The sequence below is a fragment of the Streptomyces sp. NPDC016640 genome (genome assembly GCF_043076215.1).
Taxonomy (GTDB): domain Bacteria; phylum Actinomycetota; class Actinomycetes; order Streptomycetales; family Streptomycetaceae; genus Streptomyces.
Window position 1 is genome coordinate 598,310 of record NZ_JBIBRG010000001.1, and the last position, 12,909, is coordinate 611,218.

General features: G+C 72.1%; 10 protein-coding genes. 6 read left to right on the forward strand and 4 right to left on the reverse strand.

The features are described from left to right. The first annotated feature begins 412 nt into the window (after positions 1-412). Positions 413-1,273, forward strand: coding sequence for an esterase/lipase family protein (locus tag ACF07S_RS02775; RefSeq protein ID WP_391961713.1), 861 nt, complete (start codon positions 413-415; stop codon positions 1,271-1,273). Between the two features lie 177 nt (positions 1,274-1,450). After that, complete coding sequence (locus ACF07S_RS02780) at positions 1,451-3,070, forward strand: peptidoglycan DD-metalloendopeptidase family protein (protein ID WP_391973270.1); 1,620 nt, start codon at positions 1,451-1,453, stop codon at positions 3,068-3,070. Between the two features lie 46 nt (positions 3,071-3,116). On the opposite strand, the gene pcrA is transcribed toward ACF07S_RS02780, so the two are convergent. Continuing rightward, entirely contained in the window at positions 3,117-5,618 is a 2,502-nt protein-coding gene (pcrA, locus tag ACF07S_RS02785; protein ID WP_391973271.1) for a DNA helicase PcrA, read from the reverse strand. A gap of 469 nt (positions 5,619-6,087) precedes the next feature. On the opposite strand from pcrA, the gene ACF07S_RS02790 reads away from it, so the two are divergent. Further along, entirely contained in the window at positions 6,088-7,275 is a 1,188-nt protein-coding gene (locus ACF07S_RS02790) for an NlpC/P60 family protein (RefSeq protein ID WP_391961716.1), read from the forward strand. A 28-nt stretch (positions 7,276-7,303) separates the two neighbouring features. Here the strand turns inward: ACF07S_RS02790 and ACF07S_RS02795 are convergent, their stop codons facing one another. After that, the gene (locus ACF07S_RS02795) at positions 7,304-7,657 is read right to left on the reverse strand and encodes a hypothetical protein (protein ID WP_391961717.1); all 354 of its coding nucleotides are present in this window, start codon (positions 7,655-7,657) and stop codon (positions 7,304-7,306) included. A gap of 284 nt (positions 7,658-7,941) precedes the next feature. Between ACF07S_RS02795 and ACF07S_RS02800 the strand changes: the two genes are divergently transcribed. After that, complete coding sequence (locus ACF07S_RS02800) at positions 7,942-8,997, forward strand: NlpC/P60 family protein (protein ID WP_391973272.1); 1,056 nt, start codon at positions 7,942-7,944, stop codon at positions 8,995-8,997. A 22-nt stretch (positions 8,998-9,019) separates the two neighbouring features. Here ACF07S_RS02800 and ACF07S_RS02805 read toward each other — a convergent pair whose 3' ends face one another. Together ACF07S_RS02805 and ACF07S_RS02810 are read right to left on the reverse strand one after the other, a co-directional pair. After that, positions 9,020-9,760, reverse strand: a complete 741-nt coding sequence (locus ACF07S_RS02805) for a LuxR C-terminal-related transcriptional regulator (RefSeq protein WP_391961719.1) — start codon at positions 9,758-9,760, stop codon at positions 9,020-9,022. Then, positions 9,757-11,049: a PspC domain-containing protein gene (locus ACF07S_RS02810; protein WP_391961720.1), complete on the reverse strand. Its 1,293-nt coding sequence runs from the start codon at positions 11,047-11,049 to the stop codon at positions 9,757-9,759. The genes ACF07S_RS02805 and ACF07S_RS02810 overlap by 4 nt, the downstream gene beginning before the upstream one ends. Before the next feature lie 178 nt (positions 11,050-11,227). On the opposite strand from ACF07S_RS02810, the gene ACF07S_RS02815 reads away from it, so the two are divergent. Both ACF07S_RS02815 and ACF07S_RS02820 read left to right on the forward strand, forming a co-directional pair. Further along, positions 11,228-12,685: a PspC domain-containing protein gene (locus tag ACF07S_RS02815; RefSeq protein WP_391973273.1), complete on the forward strand. Its 1,458-nt coding sequence runs from the start codon at positions 11,228-11,230 to the stop codon at positions 12,683-12,685. Beyond that, positions 12,672-12,908 carry a hypothetical protein gene (locus tag ACF07S_RS02820; RefSeq protein ID WP_391973274.1) on the forward strand — a complete coding sequence of 79 codons (237 nt, stop codon included), beginning with the start codon at positions 12,672-12,674 and terminating at the stop codon, positions 12,906-12,908. The genes ACF07S_RS02815 and ACF07S_RS02820 overlap by 14 nt, the downstream gene beginning before the upstream one ends. Position 12,909: the final 1 nt, after the last annotated feature.

Here is a 12,909-nt window from a genome sequence, read left to right on the forward strand (position 1 = left end):
ACTGCCTCCATGAAGCGACTACATCCATCCGTACCGACAAGTACCGCACACATCCGTCACGCCGTACACCTGGCACGGAAACCCGGGCCCGAACCGGCCGAGGAAGTGAACGAACGTTATCCCCAGCATCCCGCACCCGGCAGTTTCACGGTGCGCAGCGAGGGGCAAATCACACGGTGGGACACGTTCATCGCGCAGCGTCCCCGGGCTCCGCGGCCCGCGCACCGCGCGCCCGTGCGGCACTCGGGCATCGGTGGGACCATGCGCACAGGGGATTCGTACCGGGGCCGCCGCGCCGGTGCGCCCCCTCCAGCCGTCACCCGCGCGCACCGTCGACCGCTCTCGTAGCGAGGTCCCGCGAGGGCACACGGGGGACGAGGCCGTCCTCGCGTGTGCCGACAGGAGGCCGGCCATGAAGGTCACCCAGGCAGCTCTCCCCTTCCTGCCGCTGTGCCGGCGTCTCGTGCCGGCCCGGCTGGCGGATCTCTCCCTGGCCCTGCTGAAGGCGACCGCCCTGGAGCTGGCGATCCTGGCGGGCCACCTCCTGCTCTATCCGGCCGGCATCGTCCAGGAACGACGGGGCGCGATTCCCGCGCTGCCCGCACCGGGCGGTGCCGCGCGGCTGCCGGCGGAGGCCAAACCGCCGGTCGTGCTGCTGCACGGCTTCATCGACAACCGCTCCGTCTTCGTCCTGCTGCGCCGCAGCCTGGCCCAGCACGGCAGGCGGCAGATCGAGTCGCTCAACTACTCGCCGCTGACCTGTGACATCCGTATCGCGGCCGAGCTGCTCGGCCGACACATAGAACAGGTGTGCGAGCGGACGGGCAGTGGCCGGGTGGACGTGGTGGGACACAGCCTCGGAGGGCTGATCGCGCGCTACTACGTGCAGCGGCTGGGCGGTGACGCCCGCGTGCGGACGCTCGTCACGCTCGGCACGCCGCACTCCGGCACCCGTGTCGCGCCGCTGGCCAACGCGCACCCGATCGTGCGACAGATGCGTCCCGGTTCACCGGTACTGCAGGAACTGGCCCTGCCCGCACCCGGCTGCCGTACGCACTTCGTCGCCTTCTGGAGTGACCTCGACCACATCATGGACCCGCTCGAGGCGGCGTGCGTGGGACACCCCGACCTGTCCGCGGAGAACGTGCGGGTGAGCGGCGTCGGCCACCTCGCCCTGCCGGTGCACCCGGCCGTGGCGACCGGCATACGGCAGGCGCTGGACACGGCACGCCCCGGAGAGCCCGGCAGCCCGGCGGGCCTGACGGTGGCCTGACGCCGGCGGAGCGACACGCCCGGCCCCCGCGCCCGGCGACGGGCAGCATCGCGGCGTCACATCTGGACAACTTCGGTCCGACACGGCCGACTTGCCGACGCCGCCTCACCCAGAACCTCGAACGCTTATCGAACAAAGAGCCAAGACCGTGCCCGCCGTCCGCCAAAAGACGACCGAATGCCCGTTTCCTGCGCACCCGAAACCTGCGGAAGATTGTCGTGCCCGCGTACCGCCGGGTACAGTCGCGGCACTGCTCTGGCAGCCCTTGTTGTCGAGGCGAAAGAGAAGTTGGTGAACGACCGTCACCCGTCGGGGACCGTGGCCCCGGCTCCGGCTTCCGATGCCGCCTCGGCGCCCTACGCGTCGTACGAAACGCAGGAAGCCCAGTACGGCGGCTACGACACCACCGGTTTCGACGCCACGCACTTCGGCACCGGTGGCCACACCACCGGGACCTTCGCCACCGACCCCCTCTTCGGCGACCTCCCGGGCAGCGGCCAGGACACGGGTGCGTACGACACCGGGCACTGGCAGGCCGGCGGTCACGACACCGGGCACGACACCGGGCACTACGACGCGTACACGGCCCAGCAGCCCACCGCGTACGACACCGGCGGCTACGACACGACCGCCTGGACCACCGGGCACCAGCCGATAGCGGTGATCCCCCCGCAGGGCGGTTCACCCGAGACCAGCGGCCAGTGGGACGCCGGTTCCTGGCTCCAGCCCGACCAGAGCGGGAATCCCGCCGACCAGACCCAGCAGTGGGACTGGGGCACGCAGACCTTCGACAGCGGTGTCTACGACGCCACGCAGTGGAACTTCGACGGCGGCGACACCGCCGAGGCGTCCGCGCCCGACACCTACGAGCCGCAGGCCGACTCCTACGAGCCGCAGGCCGACTCCTACGAGCAGGGCGCATACGAGGACCCCGCCGCGGCCGAGCCGGTCCACGGCGAGCCGGCCGACACCGGTGAGCTGCCCGCGGTGCACCTGCTCGACGGGCAGGAGGAGACCGTCCCCGCCCCGTCGCCGCGCGCGGCGACGCGCTCCGGATCCCGTTCCCGCCGCCGTACGCCCCCCAAGCGCTCCGCGCTGCTGACGGTGGCCGTACCCTCGGCGTGCGTGATGGGCGTCGCCGGTATCGCGGCGGCCTCGGTCGGCGATCTGACCGAAGACGGCGGCCAGGACACGGCGACGACCGCGGCGGACGCCCAGCCCGTGCAGCCGTCCACCGCCAACATCAAGCTGGACACCCAGCTGGAGAGCCTCGCCGCCGGCGCCGACGACTTCGCCGACCGGGCCAGCCGCACCCAGGAGCGCATCGACCTCAAGGCGCAGCAGGAGGCCGAGCGCAAGCGGGCGGCGGAGGAGGCGGCCCGCAAGGAGCGGCTGCGCCCGAAGTTCGCGCTGCCCGTCGCCCAGCACGGCCTCAGCGCCTACTACGGCCAGTCCGGCATCAACTGGATGTCCGTCCACACCGGCATCGACTTCCCCGTCTCGTACGGCGCCACGGTGGTGGCCGCGACCGACGGCACGGTCCGCACGCAGTACAACTCCGCCTACGGCAACATGATGATCGTGACCGCGATGGACGGCACGGAGACGTGGTACTGCCACCTCTCCAGTTACCAGGTTCCCTCCGGTACGACCGTCAAGGCCGGCGATCCGATCGCGTTCTCCGGGAACTCCGGGAACTCGACCGGGCCGCACCTGCACTTCGAGGTCCGGCCCGCCGGCGGCCCGGCGGTCGACCCGCTCGCCTGGTTCCGCAGCCACGGCCTCGACCCGTCCTGACCCTCGCGGACGAGCGGCGCGAGGGCCGGTCTCCGGCCCTCGTCCGCTACAGCTTCTCCACCGGCGCGTACCGCAGCAGCAGGCGCTTGGGCTTGACGTCCCCGAAGTCGACCGTCGCCTCCGCGTTCGCGCCCGTGCCCTTCACCGCGACCACGGTGCCGAGACCGTACTGGTCGTGTGTGACCCGGTCTCCGACGGCCAGCGACACCACGGGCTTCTCCCCCGCCCGGCGGGTGGCGAAGCCGGAGGCACCCGAGGCCGACGAACGGGAACGGGACGACGACAGCGAGGCCGCCACCCCCGACGCCGGGCCGGAGGACACGGGCGCGCTCGCCCCCGTCCGCTTCCACTCCAGGTGCGCGGCCGGGATCTCCTCCAGGAAGCGCGAGGGCGGGTTGTAGGAGGGCTGCCCCCACGCGCTGCGCAGGGTCGACCTGGTGAGGTACAGCCGCTCACGCGCGCGCGTGATGCCGACGTAGGCCAGGCGCCGTTCCTCCTCCAGCTCCTTGGTCTGGCCGAGGGCGCGCATGTGCGGGAAGACGCCGTCCTCCATGCCGGTCAGGAAGACGACCGGGAACTCCAGGCCCTTGGCGGTGTGCAGGGTCATCAGGGTGATGACTCCGGAGCCGTCCTCCTCGTCGGGGATCTGGTCGGAGTCGGCGACGAGTGCGACCCGTTCCAGGAAGTCCGCCAGCGTGCCCCCCGGGGCGCCGGCCCCTGACGTGGCCGCGGTTGCCTCGCGCTCCTGTTCGAACTCAAGCGCCACCGCCGCGAGTTCCTGCAGGTTCTCGATCCGGGTCTCGTCCTGCGGGTCGGTGGAGGCCTGCAACTCGGCCAGGTAGCCGGTGCGTTCGAGGATCGCCTCCAGGACCGTCGCCGGGCCCGCCCCGGACTCGACGACCGTACGGAGGTCCTCCATCAGCGTGTTGAACCGCTTCACGGCGTTCGCCGACCGGGCCGCCATGCCGTACGCCTCGTCGACGCGCTTCAGCGCCTGCGGGAAGCTGATCCTCTCGCGCTGCGCGAGGGCGTCGATCATGGCCTCCGCGCGGTCGCCGATGCCCCGCTTGGGCACGTTGAGGATGCGGCGCAGCGGCACCGAGTCCTCGGGATTGGCGAGCACCCGCAGGTAGGCCAGGACGTCCCGGACCTCCTTGCGCTCGTAGAAGCGGACGCCGCCGACGACCTTGTAGGGCAGGCCGACCCGGATGAAGATCTCCTCGAAGACACGGGACTGGGCGTTGGTGCGGTAGAAGACGGCGACGTCACCGGCCCTGGCCTCGCCGGCGTCGACCAGGCGGTCTATCTCGTCGGCGACGAACTGCGCCTCGTCGTGCTCGGTGTCCGCGACGTACCCGGTGATCCGGGCGCCGGTGCCGGCGTTGGTCCACAGGTTCTTGGGGCGGCGGGACTCGTTGCGTTCGATGACGGCGTTGGCGGCGCTCAGGATGGTCTGGGTGGAGCGGTAGTTCTGCTCCAGCAGGATCGTGGTCGCGTCCGGGTAGTCCTCCTCGAACTGGAGGATGTTGCGGATCGTCGCGCCGCGGAAGGCGTAGATCGACTGGTCGGCGTCGCCCACCACGCACAGTTCGGCGGGCGGGACCTCGGTCTCCGGCGGCACGCCGACGGGGTGCTCCGAGCTGCCGACGAGCTCCCTGACCAGGGCGTACTGGGCGTGGTTGGTGTCCTGGTACTCGTCGACGAGGACATGCCGGAAGCGTCGGCGGTAGTGCTCGGCGACGTCCGGGAAGGCACGCAGCAGGTTGACCGTCGTCATGATCAGGTCGTCGAAGTCGAGGGCGTTCGCCTCGCGCAGACGCGACTGGTAGAGGGCGTAGGCCTGGGCGAGGGTCTTCTCGAAACCGTCGGCGGCCCGGGCGGCGAAGTCCTCCTCGTCGATCAGCTCGTTCTTCAGATTGCTGATCTTGGCGCTGAAGGACTTCGGCGGGAAGCGCTTGGGGTCCAGGTCCAGGTCGCGGCAGACGAGGGCCATCAGGCGCTTGGAGTCGGCGGCGTCGTAGATCGAGAACGACGAGGTGAAGCCGAGTTTCTTGCTCTCGCGGCGCAGGATGCGCACGCAGGCGCTGTGGAAGGTCATCACCCACATCGCGTTGGCGCGCGGGCCGACGAGATGCTCGACGCGCTCCTTCATCTCGCCGGCGGCCTTGTTGGTGAAGGTGATCGCGAGGATCTGGCCGGGGTGGACGCCCCGCTCGGCGAGCAGGTGGGCGATGCGGTGGGTGAGCACACGCGTCTTGCCGGAGCCGGCGCCGGCCACGATGAGCAGCGGGGAGCCGGAGTGCACGACGGCGGCGCGCTGGTTGTCGTTCAGCCCTTCCAGCAGCGCGGCGGCATCGATCACCGGGCGCGGGGCACCGTCGCGGTAGTACGCGTCCCGGTCCGGCGGCACGTCGAACCTTCCGCCGAACAGATCGTCCGGAAGGGGCTCCGGCACATGATCGTCCTCGGGTGGCGGCGGGGGTTCGTCCGCGGGGCCCCGCTGGGCCTGGAGGTCCGCCAGGAAGCTGTCGTCAAAGAGGCTGCTCATCGCTCTCCGAGTCTAGGGTGCCCCACCGACAATCCGGGCCCGCCCCGGGAACATCCCCGGATTCCGGCGCACTCCCCGCGACCGGCCCGGCCACCGGCGCCACTCACCCTCCAGCACCGCCCCCTCACCCTTGGTGACACCTCCGGCAAGGTCACGAAAATGTATCGGGCATATCACCCACCAACCTTCACAGGGGCCACACGAGTTGGCTACGGTGCGGGCGGGCCGCTCGACCCCCACCGGCGAACCTCGCCGGGCCGTGCGGCCTCCGCCGAGTCCGTCGCCGCCCCCGCGGCAGCCGGAGCCGGGGACCCACCGAGACCATGGGGTGAATCGGCCCGCTCCCTCGCGGAGCGGCCGTAGGGCAACCCTTCCAAGCAGCCGCCCGAACCCTCCCCCGATACCTGACCGGCCTGGGGGACCCCCACCGCTCACCCGGTAGGCGGAGCTTTGGAAGGAGTCGCCTCCCTTGGCGTCGCACCGCAAGTCGCGCATCCCCGGCCCGCGCGTGGCAGGCATACGGACCCCGGCCCTCGCCACGGCCGCGCTGACCTCCGTGGCCCTGCTGTCCCAGACCGCCGACGCCGCCCCCTCGGACGACGGCAGGCCGAGCCTGGAGGAGGTCGAGAAGAAGGTCGACGATCTCTACCGCCAGGCGGAGTCGGCGACCGAGAAGTACAACGCGGCCAAGGAGAAGACCGCGAAGCAGCGCAAGCGCGTCGGCACCCTCCTCGACGACGTGGCCGAGCGCACCCAGAACCTCAACGAGGCCCGGGAGAAGCTGGGTTCCTTCGCCGCCGCCCAGTACCGGACCGGCACCGCCCTCCCCGACACCGCGACCTTCCTGCTCGCCGACTCGCCGCAGGACATCTTCGACCAGAACCGGCTGATGGACCGGATGACCGGCCGTCAGAAGGACGCCGTCGACGACTACGTCACCCTGCAGTCCGAGACGATGGAGAAGCGCCGGGAGGCCACCGAGAGCCTCGAGACGCTCTCCGAGTCCCAGGGCGACCTGAAGACGGCCAAGGCCACCGTCCAGAGGAAGCTCACCGACGCGCGCGAGCTGATGTCGAGGCTGACCGCCGAGGAGAAGGCGCGGCTCGCGGCGGCCGAGAAGGAGAAGCGGGAGGAGGCCGCGCGCAGGGCGGCCGAGCTCGCCCGGCAGCAGACGGAGCAGCAGAAGGCCCAGGAGGAGGCCGCACAGCAGGAGAGCGGCACCTCGGGGGGCTCAGGTGCCCCCGGCACCTCGGAGTCCTCCGGCCCGGTCACCGCGCCCCCGGCGGACTCCTCGTACGCCACCCAGGCCGAGAAGGCCCTCGCCTTCGCCCGCGCGCAGATCGGCAAGCCGTACGTCTGGGGTGCCACCGGCCCCGACTCCTACGACTGCTCCGGCCTCACCCAGGGCGCCTGGAAGGCGGCCGGCGTCACCCTCCCGCGCACGACCTACGACCAGGTCGAGGCGGGCACGACGGTCCCCCTCTCCCAGGCCCGGCCCGGCGACCTGGTCTTCTTCTACGACGACGTCACCCACGTGGGCGTCTACATCGGCAACGGCATGATGATCCACGCGCCGAAGCCCGGCACGTACGTCCGCGAGGAGTCGGTCTACTACGACGGCGAGTCCTCGATCCACAGCGTGGTGCGCCCGGCCTGACCCGTACGGGACCCGTACGGGGGAGGAGTCAGGTCCACAGCACCGCGATGAAGACGTTCGCCGTGGTCAGCAGGCCGACCAGGCCGAACAGGCCCTTGTCGGCCTTCTCCTCGTCCCGCTTCACATAGACCAGGCCGAGGATCACGATCAGCAGGGCCAGCTTCACGCCGATCTTGATGTTGTCGACCGGCTGGTCGTCGGCCTGGTTGAGGCCGACCAGGATCACACCGGTGACCAGCATCGTCAGCGCGCCGTGCAGCATCGCGGGGCTGAAGCGGGCGGTGCCCGCGCCCATCGCCCTCAGCTGGGTGAGGAAACCGCCGAGGAGCGACGCGATGCCGATGATGTGCAGACCGACGAAAAGGTGGATGAGTACGTCCATGGGGCCGGAGCCTAGCCACGTCCGCCCCATGGCACTGCGGTGCCCTCCCCCTTCCCTCCTTCACCACATCGGTCATGGCTCCGAGCGAATCGGAGCGAATCCGAGTGAATCCGAGTGAAGAGGACGAGACAGGAACGCGATCACGGTCGCTTACGGTCACCCAGCGGTCCGGACGCACCAGTTCCGCACAACCCGTTACCGGGACCGCGCGGCCGGACCTAGCGTCCTGCAGCAGGTGACCGGCCCTCCACTCCGGGCGGTCGTCGGAAAGGACGGGAGGCCAAGTGGCAGCGCACCGCAGGTCCCGGCAGCGCCCGGCGGGCGGCACCACGGCCCGTACGGCCGCCACCATCGCCCTCGCCGGCGCGGCCACCGCGGCCGGCTTCGACGGGTCGGGGCACGCCGAACCCCAGCCGACACCGGACCGGGTCAGGGCCGATGCCGACCGGCTGTACCGGGAGGCGGAGGCGGCCACCGAGAAGTACAACGGCGCGCAGGAGAGGGCGGAGTCCGCCCGGCGGCGGCTGCGCGCCCTGCAGGACGAGCGGGCGCGCCGCGAGGACCGGCTCGCCTCCGCACGCGCCGCGCTGGGTTCGGTCGCGGCGGCGCAGTACCGCGGTGGCGGCCTGGATCCGGCGCTGCAACTCGTCCTCTCCGAGGACCCGGACGGCTACCTGGACGGCGCCGCGCTCGCCGAACGGGTGGGCAGCCGCCGGAAGGCGGCGGTGGGGCGCGTCCGCAGCCAGCTCCGGGAGATCGAGCGGCTGCGGGGAGCCGCGCGCATCGAGGTGACCTCGCTGACGTCCCGCCGGGCCGAGCTGAAGCGGCACAGGACGACGATCACCGGCAAGCTGACCGCCGCGCGCCGGCTGCTGTCCCGGCTGCCACCCGAGCGGCGCGCGGGGCTCGGCGAGGGCACCTCGCGCTCCTCGCAGGGCCACCGGGACGGGCCGGCGGCCCCCGGCCCGGTCACCTCCCCGGCGGCCCCCGGTCCCCGCGCCGCACAGGCCGTCTCCTACGCCTACCGGAAGCTCGGCAGCCCCTACGTCTGGGGAGCGACCGGTCCCGACGCCTTCGACTGCTCGGGCCTGATCCAGGCCGCGTACCGCTCCGCCGGCGTCTCCCTGCCCCGCACGACCTACGCCCAGATCGACGCCGGCCGCCGCATCCCGCGCTCCGAACTGCTCCCCGGTGACCTGGTGTTCTTCTACTCGGGCATCAGTCACGTCGGCATCTACGTCGGCGACGGCCGGATGATCCACGCCCCGAACCCCTCGGCGCCGGTGCGCGTGGCCCCCCTCGACGAGATGCCGTTCGCGGGTGCCACGCGGGTGACCTGAGCGGCCCTCGCGAGGCCCCGGCTCACACCAGCCGTCGTGCCGTCGCCCAGCGGGTCAGTTCGTGGCGGTTGGACAGCTGGAGCTTGCGCAGCACCGCCGAGACGTGGGACTCGACCGTCTTCACGGAGATGAACAGCTGCTTGGCGATCTCCTTGTACGCGTAACCCCGGGCGATCAGCCGCAGTACCTCCCGCTCGCGCTGGGTCAGGCGGTCGAGGTCCTCGTCGAGCGGTGGGGCGTCCGTCGAGGCGAACGCGTCCAGGACGAAGCCGGCCAGCCGGGGCGAGAAGACCGCGTCCCCCTCCTGGACCCGGAAGACCGAGTCGACCAGGTCGGTCCCGGTGATCGTCTTGGTCACGTATCCGCGGGCACCGCCCCGGATCACACCGATCACGTCCTCCGCCGCGTCCGAGACGGACAGGGCCAGGAAGCGGACCGGCCGCTCGGCGTCGCTCATCAGCGGGGCGCAGCGGCGCAGCACTTCGACACCGCCGCCGCCGGGCAGGTGCACGTCGAGCAGGACCACCTCGGGCCGGGTGGCGGTGATGACCGTGACCGCCTGGTCGACGTCGGCTGCCTCACCGACCACCTCGACACCCGTCTGCCCGGTCTGCCCGATCTCGGCCTGGACGCCCGTGCGGAACATGCGGTGATCGTCGACGAGGACGACCCGCACATGGCGCCCGGCGCCGCCCGCCGACTCCGCGGGACCGGCCCCCCGTCCCGGTCCCGTCGTTCCGTTCGCCTCGGTCGGCTCGCTCATGACGTCTTCTCCGCCCTCTCCATCTCCAGCTCGACCTCCGTGCCGCCGCCCGGCACCGCGCGCAACCGCGCCGTACCGTCGTTGCGCTCCATGCGGCCGATGATCGATTCTCTGACGCCCATGCGGTCGGCGGGTATGGAATCGAGGTCGAAGCCGGGACCGCGGTCCCGGACGGACACGAAGACCGTCTTCCCCTCGACTTCGGCGTAGACCTGAACCGCGCCTCCCTCGCCACCGTACTTGGCGGCGTTGACCATCGCTTCGCGCGCGGCCTGCATCTGCGCGCCGATCCTCTCGTCGAGCGGGCAGTCGCCCACCACGACGACCTCGATGGGGACGCCGTGCTGGTCCTCCACCTCGGCCGCGTTGCGCCGCACGGCGTCGGCGAGGGTGGTGGGCTCGTCGTCCTCGTCCTTCCCGTTGCCCTCCGGTTTGTAGAGCCAGGCGCGCAGGTCGCGTTCCTGGGCCCGGGCCAGGCGGCGCACCTCGCCCGCGTTGTCCGCGTTGCGCTGGATCAGGGTGAGGGTGTGCAGCACCGAGTCGTGGACATGGGCGGCGACCTCCGCGCGTTCCTGGGCCCGGATGCGCATCAGACGCTCCTCGGAGAGGTCCTGTGTCATGCGCACGAGGTAGGGGCCGGCGAGGAGCGTGATGCCGACGAGGACCGCGAGAGCGGCCTGGAGCACCGAGCCGAGGTGGCTGCCGGAGCCCCGCAGGACGAAGATGCCCGAGACGCCCGCCGTCACCAGCAGGACACCGGCCACGGCCCGCAGCAGCGTGACCGTCCGGCGGCGCCGGCCCACCTCCATCCAGCGGGCCCGGCGGGCGTTGTCGGCCTGCCGCCAGACCAGGGCGACACCCGCACCGACCAGCACGGTCGGCCAGAGGTAGGCCTTGGCGCCGTTGCTCAGGTTCACATTGCCCACGAAGATCATGGCCACCACGACCATGAGCAGCAGGGCGACGATCTGACCCTTGTCCGGTCTGCGGGTGACGAGTCTGCGCCGGCCGTCCGGCGAGGACTCGGTCGTCACCAGCGAGGGCGGCCGCTGCGCGTCCACGCCGCCGACACCCAGCGGTACGAAGAACCAGAACGCCGCGTACAGCAGCGCGCCGAGACCGTCGGCCATGAACAGGCCGACGAAGACCAGACGCACCCAGATCACGGGCAGCCCGAGATGCCCGGCGAGCCCCCGCGCCGCACCACCGAGCCAGCGTCCGTCACTGCTGCGGTAGAGCTTGCGCGGCGGCCGCGGCTCGGCGAGTGGCGCTGCTGCGGCTTCCGACATGCCAACGATGGTCACACGCCCGGGATGCCGGAGCATCAGGGTCCGCCCCGGAGACTCCCCTGATCCGCGCCGGGCAGGCCGGTCGAACGCTCCCCCGGCCCGCTCCGGGCCCGATATCAGGGTCCGGCCAGGGTCGTACCGGCTGCCGCCGCGGCGGCCCGCCCGTCACCATGGACCCATGACCGATCACCAGCACGCCGCGACGGGTCCGGGGCCCGGCTCCGGCCCGCGCGCCCATGAGGGCGCCGGACCACGGGATGCCGTGCCCGACGCGGACCCGGCTCGCGCGCACGGGGGCACGGGCGCGCACGAGGAGGAGGGAGCGACCGCCCCGCGGCCGGACCGGGCCGGCGAGGCCGGCCCGGGCGAAGCCGGCGACCGCTTCCGTCGCGACCGCCGGCACAAGATGCTCGGCGGGGTGTGCGCCGGGCTGGGACGGCAGTGCGACATGGACCCGGTGATCTTCCGGATCACGCTCGCGGTCCTGTCCGCCACCGGCGGCATCGGCCTCATCTTCTACGGGTTCGCCTGGCTCTTCGTCCCCTACGACGACGACGAGGAGAACGAGGTCCGCAGGCTGCTGACCGGCCGCGTCGACGGCCACACCCTGACGGCCGTGCTGTTCGCGCTGGTCGGCTGCGGCGTCTTCCTCACCATGCTGAGCAACGACGGCGTGCTGAGCTTCGCCGTCATACTGTCCCTGCTGCTCGCCGGCGCCGGGTACTGGTCACGGCGGCGCGGCGTCCCCGGCCCCGACCACATCGCCGCCCAGGCCGTCGCCGACGCGCCGCCGGAACCCCAGGCGCCGCCGGTGGCCACCGGCTTCCCCTCGTGGTGGCGTGACCCCATCGTCAAGGACGGTACGCACATCGGCGGCACGGGCTATCTGTGGGGCCCCCGGGAGTCCCCCGACGCGGACATCGCCGCCGCCGTCAACATCAGCCTCGGCACCCACTCCGGCGCCCGCGGCCACGCGCCGGGCTCCCGGCCGCCGAAGCCGCGCGGCCCTCGCCGGATCGGCGGCTGGATCTTCCTGCTCGCCCTGCTCGCGGGCGGCCTCGGCACCGGTCTGACCTGGGAGGGACAGCCGCTCGGCACCAGTCTGCAGACCGGTCTCGCCTGCGCGCTCGCCGTCTTCGGCTTCGGTGTGGCCCTCAGCGCGTTCCTCGGCCGCACCGGGGCGGGATCCATCGTCCTGGCGGTCGTCACGGCGGGCCTGCTCGCCGGCTCGGCCGCCGTCCCCGGGGACATCGGCACCGACTGGACGCGCACGAGCTGGAAGCCCACCTCGGCCGAGCGGATACGCCCGGCGTACGAGGTGGGCACGGGAAGCGGCGTATTGGACCTGTCCGCGATACGCGTGCCCGGGGACGGGACCGTCTCGACGCGGGCCGATGTCGGCCTGGGCCGGATCCATGTGATCGTGCCCAGGGACGTGACCGTGAGGCTGATCATCGACGTGGGGATGGGCGACATCCAGTTGCCGGGCGACAAGCAGAAGGACGTGGACGTGGCTCCGGGCAAGCACAGGGAGGTGACCCTGGAACCACCCGCCGGCGTCGGGAGGGCGGGCACGCTGGACCTCGAGCTCCAGGTCGGCGCGGGACAGGCGGAGGTGAGCCGTGCTACGTCATGAGTTCCAGCCGGGCAAGCTGGTCGCCGGCGCCTTCCTCGCCCTCGCCGGGGTGATCTACGCCGGTGACGCCGGTGGCTCCTGGGAGACACCGTGGTTCGTGGTGATCCTCGTCGTCGCGGGCGGCCTCTGTCTGGCCGGCGCGGTGGGCGCCGTGACCGCCGGTGTACGCCGCCGCCGGGCCAGGAGGAAGCCCCGGGAGGCCGACGCGGACCCGGTGGCCTGAC

Excerpts from the sequence above, each read along its gene's own strand:
- ACF07S_RS02775 (WP_391961713.1), top strand. The coding sequence starts at position 413 with ATGAAGGTCACCCAGGCAGCTCTCCCCTTCCTGCCGCTGTGCCGGCGT.
- ACF07S_RS02810 (WP_391961720.1), bottom strand. The coding sequence starts at position 11,049 with ATGTCGGAAGCCGCAGCAGCGCCACTCGCCGAGCCGCGGCCGCCGCGC.
- pcrA (WP_391973271.1), bottom strand. The coding sequence starts at position 5,618 with ATGAGCAGCCTCTTTGACGACAGCTTCCTGGCGGACCTCCAGGCCCAG.
- ACF07S_RS02780 (WP_391973270.1), top strand. The coding sequence starts at position 1,451 with ATGCCCGTTTCCTGCGCACCCGAAACCTGCGGAAGATTGTCGTGCCCG.
- ACF07S_RS02815 (WP_391973273.1), top strand. The coding sequence starts at position 11,228 with ATGACCGATCACCAGCACGCCGCGACGGGTCCGGGGCCCGGCTCCGGC.
- ACF07S_RS02805 (WP_391961719.1), bottom strand. The coding sequence starts at position 9,760 with ATGAGCGAGCCGACCGAGGCGAACGGAACGACGGGACCGGGACGGGGG.
- ACF07S_RS02795 (WP_391961717.1), bottom strand. The coding sequence starts at position 7,657 with ATGGACGTACTCATCCACCTTTTCGTCGGTCTGCACATCATCGGCATC.